16 protein-coding genes and 2 tRNA genes are annotated in these 18,969 nt (G+C 58.1%); 6 read left to right on the top strand and 12 right to left on the bottom strand.

Annotation, left to right across the window (positions count from 1 at the left end; genetic code table 11):
• Positions 1-28: 28 nt before the first annotated feature.
• The 10 genes from ELE36_RS05630 to ELE36_RS05585 form a co-directional block, all read right to left on the bottom strand.
• Positions 29-2,692: a hypothetical protein gene (locus ELE36_RS05630; RefSeq protein ID WP_129832147.1), complete on the bottom strand. Its 2,664-nt coding sequence runs from the start codon at positions 2,690-2,692 to the stop codon at positions 29-31.
• 171 nt (positions 2,693-2,863) lie between these two features.
• Positions 2,864-3,805 (bottom strand): protein-L-isoaspartate O-methyltransferase family protein, encoded by a 942-nt coding sequence (locus ELE36_RS05625; RefSeq protein ID WP_129836647.1) that lies wholly within the window; start codon positions 3,803-3,805, stop codon positions 2,864-2,866.
• Between the two features lie 137 nt (positions 3,806-3,942).
• Positions 3,943-5,154, bottom strand: a complete 1,212-nt coding sequence (locus ELE36_RS05620) for a beta-ketoacyl-[acyl-carrier-protein] synthase family protein (protein ID WP_129832146.1) — start codon at positions 5,152-5,154, stop codon at positions 3,943-3,945.
• Positions 5,155-5,216: 62 nt separating this feature from the next.
• Positions 5,217-5,483 carry an acyl carrier protein gene (locus ELE36_RS05615; protein ID WP_129832145.1) on the bottom strand — a complete coding sequence of 89 codons (267 nt, stop codon included), beginning with the start codon at positions 5,481-5,483 and terminating at the stop codon, positions 5,217-5,219.
• Between the two features lie 112 nt (positions 5,484-5,595).
• Positions 5,596-6,003, bottom strand: a complete 408-nt coding sequence (locus tag ELE36_RS05610; RefSeq protein ID WP_129832144.1) for an EamA family transporter — start codon at positions 6,001-6,003, stop codon at positions 5,596-5,598.
• Positions 6,000-7,133 (bottom strand): GNAT family N-acetyltransferase, encoded by a 1,134-nt coding sequence (locus ELE36_RS05605; RefSeq protein ID WP_129832143.1) that lies wholly within the window; start codon positions 7,131-7,133, stop codon positions 6,000-6,002. The genes ELE36_RS05610 and ELE36_RS05605 overlap by 4 nt, the downstream gene beginning before the upstream one ends.
• Entirely contained in the window at positions 7,133-7,996 is an 864-nt protein-coding gene (locus tag ELE36_RS05600) for an alpha/beta hydrolase (protein WP_129832142.1), read from the bottom strand. The genes ELE36_RS05605 and ELE36_RS05600 overlap by 1 nt, the downstream gene beginning before the upstream one ends.
• 31 nt (positions 7,997-8,027) lie before the next feature.
• Entirely contained in the window at positions 8,028-8,381 is a 354-nt protein-coding gene (locus ELE36_RS05595) for an EamA family transporter (protein WP_207215868.1), read from the bottom strand.
• Between the two features lie 13 nt (positions 8,382-8,394).
• Positions 8,395-9,318, bottom strand: coding sequence for a hypothetical protein (locus ELE36_RS05590; RefSeq protein WP_207215867.1), 924 nt, complete (start codon positions 9,316-9,318; stop codon positions 8,395-8,397).
• Between the two features lie 78 nt (positions 9,319-9,396).
• Positions 9,397-9,471: transfer RNA gene (locus ELE36_RS05585), tRNA-Val, on the bottom strand.
• Between the two features lie 185 nt (positions 9,472-9,656).
• On the opposite strand from ELE36_RS05585, the gene ELE36_RS05580 reads away from it, so the two are divergent.
• Both ELE36_RS05580 and ELE36_RS05575 read left to right on the top strand, forming a co-directional pair.
• Positions 9,657-11,081 (top strand): MBOAT family O-acyltransferase, encoded by a 1,425-nt coding sequence (locus ELE36_RS05580; protein WP_129832140.1) that lies wholly within the window; start codon positions 9,657-9,659, stop codon positions 11,079-11,081.
• On the top strand, positions 11,056-12,090 hold the full coding sequence (locus ELE36_RS05575) for a hypothetical protein (protein ID WP_129832139.1): 1,035 nt from the start codon (positions 11,056-11,058) through the stop codon (positions 12,088-12,090). The genes ELE36_RS05580 and ELE36_RS05575 overlap by 26 nt, the downstream gene beginning before the upstream one ends.
• Before the next feature lie 39 nt (positions 12,091-12,129).
• Here the strand turns inward: ELE36_RS05575 and uvrB are convergent, their stop codons facing one another.
• On the bottom strand, positions 12,130-14,166 hold the full coding sequence (gene uvrB, locus ELE36_RS05570; protein ID WP_129832138.1) for an excinuclease ABC subunit UvrB: 2,037 nt from the start codon (positions 14,164-14,166) through the stop codon (positions 12,130-12,132).
• A gap of 224 nt (positions 14,167-14,390) precedes the next feature.
• On the opposite strand from uvrB, the gene ELE36_RS05565 reads away from it, so the two are divergent.
• Together ELE36_RS05565 and ELE36_RS05560 are read left to right on the top strand one after the other, a co-directional pair.
• The gene (locus ELE36_RS05565; protein ID WP_129832137.1) at positions 14,391-14,945 is read left to right on the top strand and encodes a GspH/FimT family pseudopilin; all 555 of its coding nucleotides are present in this window, start codon (positions 14,391-14,393) and stop codon (positions 14,943-14,945) included.
• Positions 14,946-15,133: 188 nt separating this feature from the next.
• A tRNA-Asn gene (locus ELE36_RS05560) sits at positions 15,134-15,209 on the top strand.
• Positions 15,210-15,371: 162 nt separating this feature from the next.
• Here the strand turns inward: ELE36_RS05560 and ELE36_RS05555 are convergent.
• Complete coding sequence (locus tag ELE36_RS05555; RefSeq protein WP_129832136.1) at positions 15,372-16,031, bottom strand: hypothetical protein; 660 nt, start codon at positions 16,029-16,031, stop codon at positions 15,372-15,374.
• A 188-nt stretch (positions 16,032-16,219) separates the two neighbouring features.
• Here ELE36_RS05555 and ELE36_RS05550 point away from each other — a divergent pair.
• Both ELE36_RS05550 and ELE36_RS05545 read left to right on the top strand, forming a co-directional pair.
• Positions 16,220-17,009, top strand: a protein-coding gene (locus tag ELE36_RS05550) for an IS5 family transposase (protein ID WP_129832135.1) whose coding sequence is annotated in 2 segments (ribosomal slippage) — positions 16,220-16,482 and positions 16,481-17,009 — 792 coding nt in all. Because the reading frame shifts where the segments join, the coding sequence is not laid out codon by codon here.
• Positions 17,010-17,423: 414 nt separating this feature from the next.
• Positions 17,424-18,947, top strand: coding sequence for a S8 family serine peptidase (locus tag ELE36_RS05545; RefSeq protein ID WP_129832134.1), 1,524 nt, complete (start codon positions 17,424-17,426; stop codon positions 18,945-18,947).
• Positions 18,948-18,969 lie beyond the last annotated feature (22 nt).

The raw sequence follows: 18,969 nt of genomic DNA, 5'->3' as shown, positions 1-18,969 counted from the left end.
TCGTTGCGACGGCGCGAACATCCCTGCGTTATCCCGCGGCTTTTTTCAGCGGCAGGAAGATCGCGAAAAACGCCGGGATCGCGAGCAGATACGCGCCACCGCTGACCTGCAAACACGCGGCCAATCCGAACGACGTTGCGATGATCGGCACTGCCGCCGCGCCGACTACCGAGAACGAACCGTTGATGCCCCACGCCCACAGGAACATCGCGTCCTTGCCAAGGCGACCGAGCCAGGTCATCGCGATCGACATCGGGAAACCCATGAGAAATGCGGGCGGCGCAATCAGCGCAAACGAGAACAACAAACGCAGCGCGTAAGGCAGGCTGCCGAGACGATCGAGCACCGGGTCGAGCAGGAAACTGTAGGCGATCAACAATGCCGCGATCGCGACGAAGATGCGCGGCATGACGGTGCGCGCGCGCTCCATGTAACGCTCCGAAACCAGACTGCCGAGGCCGGAAAACACCAGCATGCCGGTGATCAGGATCGATGCGGAAATGGTCGGGTTACTCAACGCCAGCACGAACTTTGCGATCAGCGAAACTTCCACGACGATGTAACCGAGACCGAGGCACGCAAAATACAGGATGGTGCGAAACTGTCCCGGATAACGGCTGAAAATGGTACGCCAACCGAAGGCGACCGGGAACGCGATCAACACGATCGCCGCGAGCAGCGCGATGCCGAACGTTGCCCACACCAGCAGGTAACCCCATTCGTCCTGGAACAGTTCGAGCCGGTCGCTGACACGCGTGAGATCGGCCGGTTTTACGTACGCGGCGAAGTACGGATGGTTGTTGGTCAGCGGTCGCGCGTCGAACACGTAACGATGCGCGATGTCGTCCCAGCCACCGTGAATCAAGCTACTCCACGCGAGTTGTGCGAGCGTGGTCGCGGGCAGTTGGGTCGGCGTGGCTGACGAGGTCGAATCGGTGGTGCCCGTCGGATCCGCCATCGGCTCGGCAGGATTGGCGTTTGCAGTTACGCCAGCATCCGGCTCGGTCGGGCCCGCGGCTTTTACGGTGGCTTCCGCACCGAAGATGCCGGCTTCGTATGCATCAAGTGTCGCGGTCGTCTGCGTGGTGTCGTAGACGAATCCGGGATAGGTGATTTCATCGAACGACATCGCATGCGAATGGGCGTGCAATTTGGTCATGTCTGCGGCGCTGAAACCGCCGCGTTTGTACAACACTGTGGTGGTCGATAGATAACTCGACACTGCATAAAAACGATCGTCGATCGCCGCGCCCGGTTCGAGACTGCGCGCCGCATCAGCCATCGTCGCATACAACTTGAGAATCGATTTCGGCGGTTCTTCCTTGTTCCACAACGTCACCGATAAAACGCCGCCCGGCGCCAGCGCGCGCATGTACGCGGTCATCGCCTCACGCGTGTAGGCGTATTTTTCGACGATCGCAAAACCGCCGGGATTCGACAATCCGGCCGAGTCGGCGAGGCTCAGATCGATCACGTCGAAACGCTGATCGGTATTCGCGAGAAATAGCCGTCCGTCGTAATCGATCGTGGTGAGTTTTGGATTGCCGAGCACATCGCCGCTGAACTCGCGCAGCGTTTTGTCGTTGCGGAACGCGGCGAGAATCGCCGGATTGGATTCGGCGACGGTGACGTGCTTCGAATAACGCAAGGCCACTTCGGTCGAGATGCCGCCACCGAACTGCACCACAAACGTATTCGGATCGGACTTGATCTGGTACGGATAAACCATCGGCAGAAAACGGAAATACGCGCTCTCCGCATCGGACAGATTACGCATGATGCCGAATGGACCTTCGCCGTCGATGTACATGCCGAGGTAGGCATTGGCCGGCATCTCCGGCAGATTGAACGCGGCGTTGTCGGAAAGCCCCGGCGCAAAATGCAGGTACGAGCTGGAATAGACTTCGAGATAACCGAACGGCGATGCGTTTTCGTAGATGCGCTGGTTATCCGGGAACTTGCGCGCGTAGGAAACGCCTTTGTAATCCGATACCGCGAGCTTGGAAATACCGAGATAAGACGGCAGGAAAATTTGCGTCGCGAAACACAATGCCGCAACCGCGGCGACGCCGATCAGATTTTTTGTGCTGCGCTGATGCGCAAACCACATCGCGCTGCCGATCAGCCACAACAGCAGCGGCACGACGATCAAATCGTCGGGACGAAAAACATACAAGGTCGCCAGCACCACGAGACCACCGACGCCAGCGCCGGCGAGATCGGCGAAATACACGCGACCGAAAATCGCTTTCATGCGCAGGAATACCGCGCCGAGGAAAAACGCGCCGCTCAGGAACGGCAGCAGATAAAGCACGAAGTTCGCGAACAGCCGCCACTTCTGCAGCGGATCGGAAACCAGAAAAATCGCATTGAACGGAATCTGCTGCGCGAGCAGATTCGAAGCAATGATCAGCGGGCCGAACAACAACAGCGCCACGTTCGCGACACCACGCCAATGCCGCTCGAACCACGCATTCGCCGCGCACATCACTACGCTGGTGAGGCCGAAACCCATCATCGCCAGGCTCACCACCATCGAGCCGAAATGCGCCCAACTGCCGACGGCGAAAACACGCATGATGACGATCTGCAGCGCGATGATCGCTGCCGACACCATCGCCACAGCGAGATAAAAAAGCAGTGCGGGTTGTTCGTTGGCGCCGGTGCGCGGTGGAGATTTGCTGAGGGTCATTGCGTTCTACTGAGCCTTGCTGTCGCCGGATGCGCGCTGATGCGCGTCATGCGGCTTGAGGAATCTCGACCGCCGGCTGGCGGCAGTCGAATGATGGAACGGAGCCTAACCATTGCGCCGTCATTCCGCACAGGCGGGAATGACGGCGATGAGACCTTTGCATCAAAACCGTTATTGCTTCGCCGGCACGGGCTTGTCGGTTGCAGGCTTGTCAGCTGCAGGCTTGGCCGGCGGCGGCGTTATGCCTTCGACCTTGTCGGTATCCGGCTTGCCGTTATGCGTGGCTTTGATCACGTCGCCTTCGAGCTTGGTGAACGGTACGAACGGTACGATTTTGCCGTTGTAGATATCGCTGCGCGTGACCGTGATGGTGCCGTCGGCGGCCTGATTCTTGACCACCTTGAGCACACGCTGCGCACCAGGCGGGCCAACCGGAATGACCATGATGCCACCGGCCTTGAGCTGCTTCAGCAGCGGCGGCGGCACGTGATCGATACCGCAAGTAACGATGATCTTGTCGAACGGGCCATTCTCTTCCCAGCCGTAATAACCGTCGGCCTGCTTCGAGGTGATGTTCTTGAATTCGTTGTAGCCTTTCTTGATCAGATCGTCGTAGACACCGCGCGTGCGTTCGGCTAGCGGCTTGATGATTTCGATCGAGAATACCTTGTCGGTCAGGTGCGACAGATACGCCGACTGGTAACCCGAACCGGTGCCGATTTCGAGCACTTTCTCGCCCTGCTTCACATCCAGCGACGCGGTCATGTGACCGACCAGATGCGGGCCGGAAATGGTCACGCCATAACCGATATCGAGGAACGCGCTGTCATAGGAATGAGCGCGATTGATCGGACGGACGAAGTCTTCGCGCGGCGTCAGCAGGAACGCACGCTTTTCGCGATCGGCACTCAGATCCTTGTTGGTCAACATCGCCTGCAGACGATCCCAGCGCTTGCCCACAAACGCTGCATCTTCACCGCGGTTTTTCACCATCCACGCGACGAAATTTTCGCGCGTGTCGAGCGGCGGCGCGATATCCCAGGTAAACGGCAATACCGAAACCGGCGCTGCGGCAGCAGCGGCAGCCGGTGCGGCATGGGAAAGCAGCGGCATGATCGATGCCGTCAGAACAGCGAGAGAACCCAAAACAAAACCACGTCTTTTCACGTTTATCTCCATAACTCGAATAGGCAAACTTGCAAAGGACACGCGGCAAGGACACCGCGATATTCATTTCATTAAAGCGGGATTTACGGCGCCTGTTTCAGTGCGATGACCGCGTTGAGGCCGCCGAAAGCGAACGAGTTGGACAAGACCGCACGCACGGTTTTTTCGCGCGCGGTGTTCGGCACGTAATCAAGATCGCAGGCCGGATCGGGATCGACAAAATTCATGGTCGGCGCAATCACGCCATCACGCAACGTACCGATCGCCGCGACCAGCTCAATCGCGCCGGCCGCGCCGAGCGCATGACCGTGCATCGATTTGGTCGACGACACCGCGAGTCCATCGGCATACGCGCCAAACACGCGCCGGATCGCCGCGGTTTCGGTCGGATCGTTGGCCGGCGTGCCGGTGCCGTGCGCGTTGATGTAACCGACGTCGGCAACGTTGAGTTTTGCATCCGACAATGCGCGCTCGATCGCGCGCGCCGCACCGACTTCGGACGGAAACACGATATCCGCCGCATCCGCCGACATGCCGGCGCCAGCAAATTCGGCGAGAATATTCGCGCCGCGCGCCTGCGCATGCTCCAATGTTTCGAGCACAAAAATGGCCGCACCTTCGCCAAGCACAAGGCCACGACGTTGTTTGCTGAACGGACGACACGTGTCATCGGCCAGCACGCGCATTGCTTCCCACGCCTTGGCGCAGCCGAGCGTGATGCAGGCCTCAGTGCCACCGGTCACGGCCGCATCGACCTGGCCGCTGCGCACCATGTGGAACGCCTGCGCCATCGCGTGATTGGACGACGCACACGCGCTGACCACAGCAAACGCCGGGCCGGTAAGTTTGAATTCGATACTGACCTGGCATGCCGGCGCATTCGACATCAGACGCACGATGCTGAGCGGATGCGGTCGTGCATTCTCGCCATACAAGCGGCGCGATGCTTCGTCGTGCGTGGTCTCGCCACCGACGCCCGTGCCGATGATGCACGCGGTACGATCGCCGAGTTCATCCGCCGAAAAATCGATGCCGGATTGTTTGACCGCCTCGCGCGCCGCGACCAGCGCGAACTGCGAAACGCGATCCAGCAGCATCAATTGTTTTTCGCTGAAATGCTGCAGCGGATCGAAACCGCGCACCTCGGCAGCGATGCGCGCCTTGAGTGTGCTTGCATCGATCCGGCTGATCGGCGCGATGCCTTGGTGGCCTTCGCGCATCGCGTTCCAGCACGTCGCCGCATCGAGTCCGAGCGCCGACAACGAGCCCATTCCGGTAATTACGACACGCCGCATGTGAATCTCGTTCGAGGTTTGAATAAATGCATCGTTCGATCGTCTCAGTGGTGACGAATGCGTCAGCTCAGCACGGGAGCGCCGGCTTCTTTCTCTGCGATCAAGCGTTCGACCGCGGTCACCAGACCCTGCACCGAATCAGTGTCGACAGTCGGGTCGCGATCGGGCAAGGTGATCTTGAATTTGTCTTCGAGCTCGAAAATGATCTGCACCGCATCGAGCGAATCGATTTCGAGGTCCTTCAATGTGGATTCGAGCGTGATCTTGCTCGCCTCAATGCCCGATTCCTTGGCGATGATGGCGAAAATGGTTTCCTGCACATTACTCATTCATTTCTCCGGGATGCCCTGTTCCTGCGCATAGTTTAGCGTATGCGCCGGTAAACTTTGAGGTTTTACGCGGTTGGTGTTTATCGCGCAGACGGCTTGCGTCGCGTTGCGCCTAATGATCGGTCGGCTTGGGCGTATCCGAACCCAGCATCAGGATGCCGCAAACGATAATCGCGGAGCCGAGCAACTTCGACCAGTTCAGCGATTCGCCGACGATCAAGAACGACGCGCCCATCACTGCGACAAACACGATCGCACTGGTCGGAAACGCGCTGGACAACGAAGACTTGCGCAGAATCACCATCCACGCCAGAAACGCACCGAGATAACAACCCGCCGCGCTCCATAGCCATGGCGAGCGCGCTGCATTCAAGGCCGCAGCCAAAGTGAATTCGAACGCGCCCGATTGCTCGCCCGCGAGTTTCAACGAAACCTGACACAAGGTTTCGAAGCCAAGCAAAATCAGCCAGGCCAGCGCCACCGGATTCAACCAGCGTGCGGGTTTTGCGGTGAGATTCATCGATTCGGTTCCTTGATGTGATGCGTCAGATCGGCGTCGAGACGGTCGAGGCGAAACAGGCGCTCGACCTCGGCGAAGATGCGATCAAGCAGACGATTGCGATGTCGATACCATAACCAGTTCGCCGCCAGGCGACTGCCGAGGCGCAGTTTTTCGTGATGCAATCCCTGCCCGCTTTGATACACCGGAATGCGCTGCGCCAGGCAATAGCGCACGTTTTCCATCCAGCTGACGTAATACAAGCTGTACTTGCGTGAAAGGGCGTAATCCATGCCGAAAAATTTGTCGAGCAGGCGCCGCTCATCGTGCAGCACGAGATTGAACGCGATCAGTTGCTGATCCAGCCAATACGTCACGCAACTGGCGCGGTCGCCGAGTTCGCTCAGCACATTCTGGAAATACGCTGGCGTGAGTTCCTCGAACTGGAATTCGGCGTGATCGAACGTGGCACGATACAGGCGCAGCACGTCATCGCGGATATCGTCGATATTGTCGCGCCATTCGATGCGCAGCGCGGTCGCGTTCTTGAGTTTGCGACGCATGTCCTTGCGGGTGCCGGCACTCAGTGCTGCCAGATAGTCGTCGAGCGTTGCATGCGGCAGGTCGAGACTCGCCGTCGGCAATCCCGGCTGACGACGCAAACCGGCGACCGCACAGGCCTCGGCCCATAAATCGTCTTGCCCTTCGCCCGCATCCTTGATCGCGATCATGCCGATCCGTCGTACTTGCGCTTCCCGCTCGACTGCGCCGAGGATCATTGCGAGCAAACGTGCTTGCTCGGCAGGCTCGCAGTCCGGCGCAAAACCGAGATGACAGACTTCGCTGACTGGCGAACCGAGTGACAACAACCGCAGCCGCAGCAGGCGCGGAAATATACGACAGATCGCATCGGTGACCTTGCGCAAGCCGCCTTGCAACGTGGTATCGAGGCGGTAATCGGTCAGAAACGCCGGCACTACGGCGCGCAACTCACCGTTTTCGCGCAGCGCAAAATACAGGTAATTGAAATCGGTCAGGCCGGCGCGCTCAACCGCGCGGTAATACGACCAGTCTTCAAGCTCGTGCGGAAACAGGCGATTCCACTCGTCGCGCGCAAATGCGTCGATCGAGCTTGCAATAACGACATCCATCAGTCGCTGGCAAATGCCGCCGCTGCGGGATATGCCACCGGCTCGCCGAGCCGGCCGGCGGCGATGCGGCCGAAGAAGTTGGCCGAACGTTCGATGACCTTGTCGCGCTCCTGATCGACCGTGATCATGTGATAGCTATCTTTGAGCAATACGGTTTCAACCGGGCCGCGCACGCCACGCGCCACCTTGCGTGCATTGCGCGGACTGGCGATGTCGTCTTCGGCAGCGTGCATGATCAGGCTCGGCGCGCGTACTTTCGAAATCTCGCGGCGCATGCGAAATGCGAGGCGATAAAACTGCGACAACGATGGCCACGGATTGCCCGGCAAACCGGCAGCAGCGCTATCGCCACCGAGCATGCTGCTGGCGATACGATCGCGGATGCGCTGATCCTTGATGCCGTAGGGTTCGGTTTCCTGGAAACTGCGGCCACGGCCGATGCCAAACGGCGTGACGAGCGGCAATAGAAACGAGAGTTTTGCGATGCGCGGAATCGCCCAGCCATCGTAGACAAACGTGGTGCCGTAAAGCCCGAGTCCGTCGACGTCGTTCGGTCGATCCGCCGCGAGTTTGAGCGCGAGCAATGCGCCCATCGACAGTCCGGCGACAAACATGTGATCGACCTTGCCACGTAACTCATCGGCCGCTTCACCGACGCTGCGATACCAGTCGCGCCAGCCGGTCTTGAGCAGGTCGGCGGTATCGCCGCAGTGCCCGGCGAGCTGCATGCCATGCACGGTAAAACCGGCGCGATGCAAACCCTTGCCGACAAAGCGCATTTCCGCCGGCGTGCCGGTGAGGCCGTGAATCAGCAATACGCCGGAGCGTCCGCCTTGCAGAAAAAAATCTGCTTTCTTGATCATCGCAACAGCACCGGATCGTATGAGGAAAAACTCAAGGAATGCACACCAGCGCCACGCCGATCGCGACCACCACGGTCGCCAGCCAGCGCTGTCGCGATACTTGCTCGTGCAGAATAAATTTGCTCGCCAGCACCACGCCGCAATACGACAAGGCGGCGAACGGAAAGGCGAGGCTCAGCGGCGCGAGAGTCAGCGCGGCATACCAGATCACGAATTCGACAACATAGACGGCGAGCCCGACGATGACCCACGGCGAGCGCACCAGCGCCATGACGAATCCGATCGGACCGGGCCGCGGCGGCGCCTCATCGGCATTCAACCCGAGCTTGAAACACACTTGGCCGGTAACGTCGCCCACGACCGCGCCGAGAAGAAGCACAAACATCAGAATCATTGTGTCAACGCGCGCCTGCGGCAGTTTGGATCGTTGCCAACAATAGCCGATTGACGCTTTCGTTCTGCTTAAGCATGGCCGCAACATCGCCGCGCTGCGGTTGATCCATGCGTACTTCGAAACGCTTCAGTGCGTTGCTGAAATTCGGCGCGGCGTATTCGCCGCAGATGTCCGCACCGAGAATGCGTTTGGCGGCGCCGATCAGTTCGATCATGCGCAGTAACGACGGCAAGCGCATCTGGCCCTGATCCCAGTTGGTCACGACGTCTTCCTCGGCCAGCACATCCTTGTCGATCGTGATCCAGATCGTCTCGGTCGGGATTTGCCGAATGATCGCGGCGAGTTGCTGATCGAGATCGGCCTCGGCGAGGTTTTGCCAGTGAATATGTCCGTCCAAAAAATGCCGGCCCGGACCATCGGCTACGCGCCGCCATACTTTCGATGGCGCATGGCTCCACGGATATAAGTCCAGTGCACCGCGTTCGAGCGCCGGCAGATTTCCACCCTTCAGATCCGGTCGCACCAGATCATCGCTGCAAACGCCGAGCGTGATTATTTTCGCGACGTTCGGCAGCTTCAGTGCCTGATTGATCCACGATCCGCAATGCCAGCGCGGCGCGAGCCGCACCCAATCCGGATGATTATCGAAATGGATCAACGTGAACGGTTCGCGCGCTCGCGCCATCAGCAACGTGGCGAGATGATGGAAATCGCCGGAGCCGATCAAGGTAATGCTCGGCCCCGGCAAATCGCCGGCATCGTTCAAGCGCTGGCGTAATAGAGCGATGGTTTTGACGCGACTCCACAAGCGCAGCCGCGGACCGAGATCGCGCAGATCGAGCGTGCGCACGGAATCCCACGGCGCTGCATCGCGCAACGAGCTTTGCGCAGTGAGTGAGTCATCGAGATTGAGTAATTGCAGGTGCATCGCATCGTCTTGAGCAAACTGCGTAGCAGTTCTGTGCCGACGCACCGGTTTCTTGCGTTGCCAACTCGTTGATTGAGTTGGTGGGCGGTACAGGGATCGAACCTGTGACCCCTACCATGTCAAGGTAGTGCTCTACCGCTGAGCTAACCGCCCGTTTGGGGCGCGGACAATAACACAGGGATAGGTGCGCACTCAACCGGATTCGTCGCGCGCATCCGATTTTTATCGCGCGATGCCACGCGTAACAGCCTTGGCTTGCGGGTTGCGCGACCGCGTAGAAACGAATCCGTCAGCAGATTTTCTGACGGAATCGCATCAGCGCAACTACAATGCGCGCCATGCAATTCGACTCCTTCACTTTCCTGGTTTTTTTCGCGCTTGTGCTCGCGATCTACAACGCCATTGCGGCGTGGAGCGCGCGCAAATGGTTCCTGCTGCTGGCGAGCTACATTTTTTATGCGGCGTGGAATGCGCCGTTCCTGCTGTTGCTGATCGCTTCCACCACGCTCGACTGGTGGATCGCACAACGCATCGATGCCGCGACCGAAACGCGACAACGCAAGGGATGGATCGTCGCAACGTTGCTGGTCAATCTCAGCGTGCTAGGTTATTTCAAATACAGCCGATTCCTGCTGGATAATTTCGCCGCGCTGCTAGGCACGCTCGGTGTGCATTACGTCCCGGCCAAACTCGACATCGTGTTGCCGATCGGCATCTCGTTCTACACGTTTCATTCGCTGTCGTATTGCCTGGATATTTATCGCGGCAAATTCGCACCGACACGCAGCTGGCGCGACTACGCGCTGTACGTCGGATTTTTTCCGCAACTCGTGGCCGGCCCGATTGTGCGCTTCACCCAGATGCGCGCGCAGATCGAAATACCGCGCCGAAGCACCGCCGCCGGCCTCGGCCTCGGCCTGACCTTGCTGGTGCTCGGCCTGTTCGAAAAAATCGTGCTCGCCGACAGTATTTTTGCACCGGTGGCCGACGCCCTGTTCAACAAGCCGCAAGCTGCCGGCAGTGCTCTTGCGTGGTCGGGAACATTCGCGTTTACCGGACAGATTTTCTGCGATTTCGCCGGTTATTCGAGCTGCGCGCTCGGCGCCGCACTCGCGCTCGGTTTCACCTTGCCGATCAACTTCCGCAATCCGTATGCGGCGATCGGTTTTTCGGATTTCTGGCGGCGCTGGCATATCTCGCTGTCGAGCTGGCTGCGGGATTATCTGTACATCGGCCTCGGCGGCAATCGCCACGGCGCGTGGCGCATGTATCTGAATCTGATGCTCACAATGCTGATCGGCGGACTGTGGCACGGCGCGGCGTGGACGTTCGTGGTCTGGGGCGGCTTGCACGGCATTTATCTGTGCATCGAACGCGCGATCCGCGAACAGCTTGCGCCGGCGCGCTGGCAACAAAATGCGATCGTGCGATTCGGTTACGGCTTGCTGACGTTGTTCGGCGTGATGCTGGCGTGGATCTGGTTTCGCGCGAGTGATTTTTCATCGGCGTGGTTGATCCAGAGCAAGTTGTTCGATGTGTCAACGCTGCGCGCCGGCATCATCGCCTCGGGCAGCGATCAGCGTATCGCGGTAGTCACATTGCTCGCGCTGGTCGTGGTGCACTGGCTGTTTCGCGAACGCGACATCAAGCAATTATTCACGCGCATGCATCCGCTGCTGCTGGGTTTGTTGCTCGCGATCATGTTGAGCATGGTCGTGCTTTCGCCGGGAGAGAATCATGCTTTCATCTACTTCCAGTTCTGATTCCGCCAGCACGGAATCCGGCGGCGGCAAACGCTGGCTGGTGGCGTGGTTGATCGCGCTGAGCTTGGTCGCAGCGACACTCGGCACTGTCGAATATCACTGGCGTGGCCGCGGTTATCGCCCGACGATTCTCGATTCCACCTTGCTCTGGTCGGTACAACGTGACCGTGTATACGCGCAGTCAAAAACACCGCTATTGTTGCTCGGCGCGTCGCGCATCGAGTTCGGTGTCGACATGAAAGTCATGCGCGAATTGCTGCCGCGATATCTTCCGATCATGCTCGCGGTGAACGCGCATTATCCATTGGCCACGCTGCGTGATCTGGCTGACGATGAAAACTTCCACGGTTTGATTCTGTGCGATGTCGATAGCGTCGGCCTGCTGCGCGAGTACAACGAAATGCAGCGCGAGTACGTGCAATATTTTCATCGACAGTGGACGCCCAGCTGGCACTTGCACCGTGCGCTGCTGAATGGCTGGCAAGCGCACGCGTTGATCGCCGATCCGGCTTTCAGCATAGTCGCGAGTACGCGCCGCTGGCTCGACAACACCGCCGAACCATTTCACAACTATGTCGATTTCCACGCCGACCGCAGCGGCGATCTGGATTTTTCGCGCACCGATGCGGAAGCGATCAAGCGCCATTTTGCGGATACGCTCGAAGGCAATCTTGCCGGCATGCCAAAACGCACAGCGGACGAATGGCTGGCCGATCTCGCGCCAATCGGCGTATGGGCAAAACGCATCGAAGCGCGTGGTGGACGTGTGATTTTTTTCCAGAGCCCGGTACACGGAATGCAGCAAACGGCGATCGATCGCGCGATGCCACGCGTATTGTATTGGGATCGTTTCGCCAGCACCGTCACGATCGCGCTGTCGGGCGTTGATGAGCCCAGCCTCAACGTATTTCCGCTACCCGACGATTCGCATCTCGACTATCACGACAAACCCGCCTACACACGCGCACTCGTCGATGTGCTGGTCGCGCACGGCTTGCTGCAGCGCTGATATCCATTCCCGCAGCGTCATTTAGCTCTCGCGCTACCGCTAGGAAACCAGGCTCAGCGTTTTCACGCGTTTGATCTCGTCGCGCACCTGCGCGGCCTGTTCGAAATTCAGATCCTGCGCATGCTTGTACATCTGCGTTTCGAGCTTTTTCAGCTTGGCCGACAACTGCGTTGGCGACAGGCCGCTGTAGTCGATTTCTTCTTCCGCCACGCGCCGTGCTTCTGCCGCCGCACGACCACGCGAGCCACGTGATTTCAGTGCTTCCGGTTCGGCACGCGCGCCTTCCATGATGTCGGAAACTTTCTTGACGATGGTTTCCGGCGTGATGCCATGTTCGAGATTGTGCTCGACCTGTTTCTGCCGACGCCGATCGGTTTCCGCGATCGCAATCTGCATCGAATTGGTGATGCGATCCGCATACAAAATCGCCTTGCCGCGTACGTTGCGCGCAGCGCGACCGATGGTCTGGATCAGCGAGCCGGCGGAACGCAAAAAGCCTTCCTTGTCCGCATCGAGAATCGCCACCAGCGATACCTCCGGCATGTCCAAACCTTCGCGCAACAAGTTGATGCCGACTAACACATCGAACTTGCCGAGACGCAGGTCACGAATGATTTCGGTGCGCTCCACGGTTTCAATATCGGAATGCAGATAACGCACACGCACGCCGTGTTCGTTCAGATAATCGGTGAGATTTTCGGCCATGCGTTTGGTCAACGTGGTGACCAGCACACGATCGCCCATCGCAATGCGCAAGTTCGCTTCGGACAACAAATCATCAACCTGCGTGCGCACCGGACGAATCTCGACTTCGGGATCGATCAAGCCGGTCGGACGCACCACCTGTTCGACGACCGCGTCGCCGGAATGCTCCAGCTCGTACGCGCGCGGCGTGGCCGAGACGTAAATCGAGCGCGGCGCACGCTCCTCGAATTCCTCGAATCGCAGCGGGCGATTATCCAGCGCGGACGGCAGGCGAAATCCGTACTCGACCAGATTTTCCTTGCGCACGCGATCGCCCTTGTACATGCCGCCGAGCTGCGGCAGGGTGACGTGCGATTCGTCCACCACCAGCAGCGAATCCGGCGGCAAGTAATCGAACAAGGTCGGCGGCGGCTGGCCCGGTGCATGGCCGCTGAGATGGCGCGAATAATTTTCGATGCCCTGGCAATAGCCGATCTCGGCCATCATCTCGATATCGAACTGGGTGCGCTGTTGCAAGCGCTGCGCCTCGACCAGCTTGTTCGCTTTGTAGAGTTGATCGAGCCGTTGCACGAGCTCGGGTTTGATCGTCTCGATCGCATCGAGCACGCTTTTGCGCGTGGTCACGTAATGCGATTTCGGATACACCGTGAAGCGCGGCACCTTGCGGATCACCGCCCCGGTGAGCGGATCGAACAGGCTCAGGCTCTCTATATCGCCATCGAACAATTCGATGCGCACCGCTTCGGTTTCCGACTCCGCCGGAAAAACATCGATCACCTCGCCGCGCACACGGAACGTACCGCGCCGCAGCTCGACATCGTTGCGCGTGTATTGCAGTTCGGTCAGATGCCGCACCAATTCGCGTTGATCGGTGTGCTCGCCGCGCATCAGATGCAGCCGCATCTGCAGGTATGTTTCGGGCGCACCAAGACCATAGATCGCCGACACGGTGGCGACGATCAACGCATCTGGCCGCGATAGCAGCGCCTTGGTCGCCGATAGCCGCATCTGCTCGATGTGCTCGTTGATCGACGCATCTTTTTCGATATAGGTATCGCTCGAAGGCACATACGCTTCGGGCTGGTAATAGTCGTAATAGCTGACGAAATATTCCACCGCGTTGTGTGGAAAAAATTCCTTGAACTCGCCGTACAGCTGCGCCGCCAGCGTCTTGTTCGGCGCCAGCACGATGGTCGGTTTCTGAATCGCCTGGATCACGTTGGCGATCGTGAACGTCTTGCCCGATCCGGTCACGCCAAGCAGGGTCTGATGCGCCAGGCCATCGTTCACACCGGCGATCAATTTGCGGATCGCCTCGGGCTGATCGCCGGCGGGCTGGTAATTCGAAACGAGCTGAAAACGATCGGTCATTGCGGCTTCCGAGAAATTGGCTGCGCCGCGCGGGCGCGAGTAGACATCTGAACTTCAAGCATGCGCCAGATGTTCGGGCGCGACAGGCGCATCACAAGTGTTCGCACCTGAACGATCGGCATTTTCTTACACGGATTCGCATTCATCGTCCATTTCGACACCTGCGCCCGCTGTCTAGAATTTGTCGCACTTCGGAACACTTCATTCTGACTTGGGGAATCATCATGGCAACGCGCAAATTTCATCGTCAAACCGGTGTCACACTGATCGAAATCCTGCTCACACTGGTCATCCTCGGCATTCTCACTTGCACCGCATTGCCATCGTTTCGCGGCATCATGCAAAGTACCCAGGCCCGCAGCGCCCGCGACAGCTTGATGACCAGCCTCAATCTTGCGCGAACCAGTGCGCTGACCACCAGCAATCATGTCGTGCTGTGCCCGAGCGAAGACACGCAAACCTGCAGCGGCAAAACCTCGTGGCAGAGCGGCTGGATCGTATTCCAGGATAGCAACGGCGATAACCAGCGCAACAACAATGAACCGCTGATCGCCATCACTCAACACCAGCCCGCCGGCCAAGCCATCATGAGCACCGAAGGCCGCACCCACGTCACCTATCGCCCCGACGGCAGCGCCAGTGGCACCAACGTCACCATCAGCTTCTGCGATGCCCGCGGCGCCGCACTTGCCAGCGCGATCATCGTCAACAATGCCGGGCGCCCGCGTACCGGCGCTCCCAGCGCGACCCAAGCCGCTGCTGCTTGCGCTGCTATTTGAAACCCAGCCTGCGACAAGTTCTGTCAGCAGCGATCGCCGACAATATTGGCTTATCCGAACGCGCTGATGGCGGTCGTTGCGCGTCAAGTTCAACAAAATTCCGCGATCCAACCGACTTTTATCGGCGCAAGGCTTGACGAAGCGGCTCAAGAACAACAGAATACGCAGCTCGCTTCACCCCCCTTTATTCCCCGATAGCTCAGTCGGTAGAGCAAGTGACTGTTAATCACTGGGTCGGCGGTTCGAGTCCGTCTCGGGGAGCCATATAGAACAAGGCCTTGCAGAAATGCGGGCCTTTTTTTATGCCTGCGATTTGGTAGGTGGGATACTTACCGAGATAATTTTCGGAATATGCAGCAACTGCGCTCTGGGCGGTAGACCAAAAGGCCGCGCACCGCGTTTCCGCGCAGGGCGTGTGACGAGGAGTCAAACGATCATCACATCTTCGTCTGCTTCCAGCGTTTCATGCTCGGGATAACCCGCCATTGATCCCGGCGCGAGTATGCGCAACTGATTGCCGAGGTTTCGAATGGAAACTTGCATACTGCGCGCCTCCCGCCATCCCATATGAACGATCGATCGCTGCGCCACCGTTGTTTTCGCTCCAAGCTTGGAGCGAAAAGACGCAGAGTCGTCTTGCAGCAGATCTAGCGCATCCTCAAGTTCAGAATATGCGCGCCACTGCTCCCCAGGGAGCCGAAAGAGATTTCCTTCATAGCGCGATGCTCGATTCCGAAATGTTGCAACGCGACGATCCATTGTTTCGAGCCAAGCGACAACGTCATCGTTGTATTGGCCGGACTTCAACTTACTGTCCAAATCGATGAGTTCAGCAATGAGCGGACCGCAAGAGTTTTCCACAGCGGCAGAGGTTTGAGCGCCGATCTTTTGGTCTTGCGCCTGCCACAGCCAGAGTCCGCCGCCAACAGTGGCAATCGCACCCGCAAACGCCCCAACAAGACCGGCGATTTGGTCGGGAAGATGCCAACCCAGTGGCATTGTAATGAGGGCGCCAAGAACAACTCCGACGCCTGCTCCGGTCATCAGTTGAGAATGCGCAGATAGCCATCTGAATATTGTTTTCAATGACTTCTCCCGATGAATTTTGGCGAAATTTACTTATGGATTACGCCAACATTGGAGCGCCGTTGCCGATCCGCTTCTTGCCGCGCGACTTCGGCGTCGTGCTTCGCCCGGCAGTTGTCCTGCGCAGCGAGCACTGAGAGCCTGTTCAAAGTCTCAATCTATGAGACCGGCGTGCTGATACTGGCGGAATGAGATCAACCTATCCGAGTGACATCAGTCGCGCCCAGTTTGAGCAAATTCATCCTTTGCTGGAAAGCGCACGCAAGAAGACCAGCCCGCGTCGGGTGGATCTGTACGAGGTATTTTGCGCGGTCCGCTACCTCCTCAAAAGCGGCTGCCAGTGGCGCATGCTGCCCACGGAGTTTCCGAAATGGCGAACGGTGCATTCGTACTTTTCGATCTGGAGCGAGCCTGACGAGAACGGCATCAGCCTGCTGGAGCGGGCGTTAAAAAAATCAGGTGGGCGCGGTGCGTATCAAGCAGGGGCGCAACGCCATGACGAGCTTCTTGATCGTTGATGCACAAAGCGTAAAGAACACCGACACGGCGACGCATAAGGGCTACGATGCCGGCAAGAAGGTCTCGGGGATCAAGCGGCATATTGCCGTGGATACGCAGGGACTGCCTCACGCTATTGCGGTGACTACAGCGGAAGTCACCGATCGCAAGGGCGCCTTGCAGGCGATAGATCGATGTCAGGCAAACCTACATCGGGTACAAAGTGTCCTAGCGGATGGCGGCTACGTCGGCCAGCCCTTTGCCGAAGCGGTCCAAGGCGCCATCGGTGCCACCGTGCAGATCGCCCAACGCAATGAATTGCATACCTTCGCCGTTATCCCGAAGCGGTGGGTGGTCGAGCGCTCCTTCGCCTGGTTGGAGAAATGCCGACGACTCTGGAAGAACTGCGAGCGCAAGCTCAATACCAGCCTCCAGTTCATTCACCTTGCCTTCCTCACGCTACTGCTCAAAAGACTTTGAACAGGTTCTAAGGAGTGGGCTGGGCGAAGATTGTCTCATCGAACTATAAATGTCTTGCCAAATAAAAAGGGCCGCCGGTTCCAGACGCGAATTCGTGTTCTTAACGTCCCATATTCGTCATGCGGAGGGGGATCAGCTGAATAGATGCCCATCATATGTAAGCTCGCTGATCGCGCCCAATTGACCGGTTGCGAGAGTACCGCTCAACCCTCAAGTCATGAACTTGGAGGCCAGCAAGGAACATCTAAACCATGCGCGCGAGTGCTCTTGACTGAAAAGAAGCTCCATCATCCGGTCCAAAATAACGCAGCGCGCGAAAATGAAGCGCATCGCAGTATATCCACTGAGACAATCGGCGCTGTCGATACTCTTTTTTCTTTGGATGCCGACACATGAATCTCAGGAGGATCTTTTATGCGCCGCAGTCGAGTTTCACATCATCTAGCAGTGCTCACGTTTGGCGTTGCCATCACAACTCCTTTAATGGGGATCGAGCAGCAATCATCGACAGTTCCGACAAGTGATACGAACAGGCAGAAGGCCAGTGACATTGGCACAACCTATAGAATTCAAAACAAGTTAACGGACAAGCACGCAATATTGACAGCAGAATTCAACGTCCCTCTGCAAGAGGTCGATTTGGTGACGACGACTTCCACAAGCGTCCAATACCCAACGAGTGATCGCATCAACAGCAGCCAAGGCGAAGTTTTGATGCAGCTGACCTTGGGGACGAAGCACCCGAAACTCGCACCCGGTCAACTTCAAGCGCACACGAATTATGCGATCTTGAGGAGGAATGCGCCTCCTAGCGGCCCCCTTGTCGCCGCAGTTGTTCCAGCGCAAGTTGCAGGTCCTGAAGGTGAGACCCCTGAGTCCTTGCGAGCTGTCTATGGAATACCGCCGGATGCTGGGATTGGAGCAATCGCAATCGTCGACGCATACGCCTATCCCGAAGCAGATAATGACCTAGAGACCTTTTCGACACAGTTTCATTTGCCGTCTTGCAGGGAGAACAAAGACGACGAAACTAAAGGCTGCCTCCAGAAATTCCCGCAGACCGCTGATCACAAAGAGGACATTTCGGGAATCGCGATAAGCTGCGGCTGGGCAGGTGAGTCTGCGCTCGATCTCCAAGCGGTGCACGCGCTGATACCTAAGGCGAAGCTGATTTATGTCCAAGCTCGCAGCAATAGTTATGACGATCTATTTGTAGCGCTGAAGATTGCACAACAAGCGCTGATGGATGCGGGTGGCGGACAGATTTCTATGAGCTGGGGCGGTGCCGAGTTCGAAACGGAGGGTCAGTTTGATCAGAAATTTATCGACGGTCCGCTCTACTTTGCATCGACGGGAGATCATGGAGGCGACTTGCTCTACCCGGCAGTATCGCCGAAAGTCATCGCCGTCGGTGGAACGACACTGGTGCGGAAACCGACCGGCGAACTCAATGCGCAGACAAGCTGGGACAGCAGTGGCGGGGGTGCTAGCCAATTCGAGCCATTACCGGGATTCCAGCTCGGGATCGAAAACATTGTCGCAGGAAAGCGCAACGTCCCAGACATCTCTGCCGACGCAAATCCCAGCAGCGGCATGGCCGTTTATGCAAAGGTCCCGAAAGATTCCTGCATCGATCATCCGTCTCCGGAGCAAGAACTGAACGGGTGGTTGGAGATAGGCGGCACAAGCCTTGCCGCACCATTGATGGCTGCTATGGCGAATGCGGCAGGGCATCACCGTACTCTTGTTGCAAAAGAGTTGGCAGCAATCTATGTGAATCGCAACAATCCCAATCGCATAAAGGACATCGTAGTGGAGACGGGCCCTGCTGGCGGAAACCATGTCCTCGCCGGATTTGATCGCGTCACCGGAGTAGGCACGCCTTCAAGCATCAGTTTCGACGCTGACGTATCTCAACCCGCACCGCCAAAAAAATAGTCCTCGTCAGTCCCTTACGGAA

The sequence above is a fragment of the Pseudolysobacter antarcticus genome, from assembly GCF_004168365.1.
Lineage (GTDB): Bacteria > Pseudomonadota > Gammaproteobacteria > Xanthomonadales > Rhodanobacteraceae > Pseudolysobacter > Pseudolysobacter antarcticus.
Note: the sequence above shows the minus strand (reverse complement) of the source record. Positions and strands in the feature narration are given on the sequence as shown.

Coding starts and splice junctions, on each gene's coding strand:
- ELE36_RS05630 (WP_129832147.1), bottom strand. CDS start 2,692: ATGACCCTCAGCAAATCTCCACCGCGCACCGGCGCCAACGAACAACCC.
- ELE36_RS05625 (WP_129836647.1), bottom strand. CDS start 3,805: ATGCCGCTGCTTTCCCATGCCGCACCGGCTGCCGCTGCTGCCGCAGCG.
- ELE36_RS05620 (WP_129832146.1), bottom strand. CDS start 5,154: ATGCGGCGTGTCGTAATTACCGGAATGGGCTCGTTGTCGGCGCTCGGA.
- ELE36_RS05615 (WP_129832145.1), bottom strand. CDS start 5,483: ATGAGTAATGTGCAGGAAACCATTTTCGCCATCATCGCCAAGGAATCG.
- ELE36_RS05610 (WP_129832144.1), bottom strand. CDS start 6,003: ATGAATCTCACCGCAAAACCCGCACGCTGGTTGAATCCGGTGGCGCTG.
- ELE36_RS05605 (WP_129832143.1), bottom strand. CDS start 7,133: ATGGATGTCGTTATTGCAAGCTCGATCGACGCATTTGCGCGCGACGAG.
- ELE36_RS05600 (WP_129832142.1), bottom strand. CDS start 7,996: ATGATCAAGAAAGCAGATTTTTTTCTGCAAGGCGGACGCTCCGGCGTA.
- ELE36_RS05595 (WP_207215868.1), bottom strand. CDS start 8,381: ATGTTTGTGCTTCTTCTCGGCGCGGTCGTGGGCGACGTTACCGGCCAA.
- ELE36_RS05590 (WP_207215867.1), bottom strand. CDS start 9,318: ATGCACCTGCAATTACTCAATCTCGATGACTCACTCACTGCGCAAAGC.
- ELE36_RS05580 (WP_129832140.1), top strand. CDS start 9,657: ATGCAATTCGACTCCTTCACTTTCCTGGTTTTTTTCGCGCTTGTGCTC.
- ELE36_RS05575 (WP_129832139.1), top strand. CDS start 11,056: ATGCTTTCATCTACTTCCAGTTCTGATTCCGCCAGCACGGAATCCGGC.
- uvrB (WP_129832138.1), bottom strand. CDS start 14,166: ATGACCGATCGTTTTCAGCTCGTTTCGAATTACCAGCCCGCCGGCGAT.
- ELE36_RS05565 (WP_129832137.1), top strand. CDS start 14,391: ATGGCAACGCGCAAATTTCATCGTCAAACCGGTGTCACACTGATCGAA.
- ELE36_RS05545 (WP_129832134.1), top strand. CDS start 17,424: ATGCGCCGCAGTCGAGTTTCACATCATCTAGCAGTGCTCACGTTTGGC.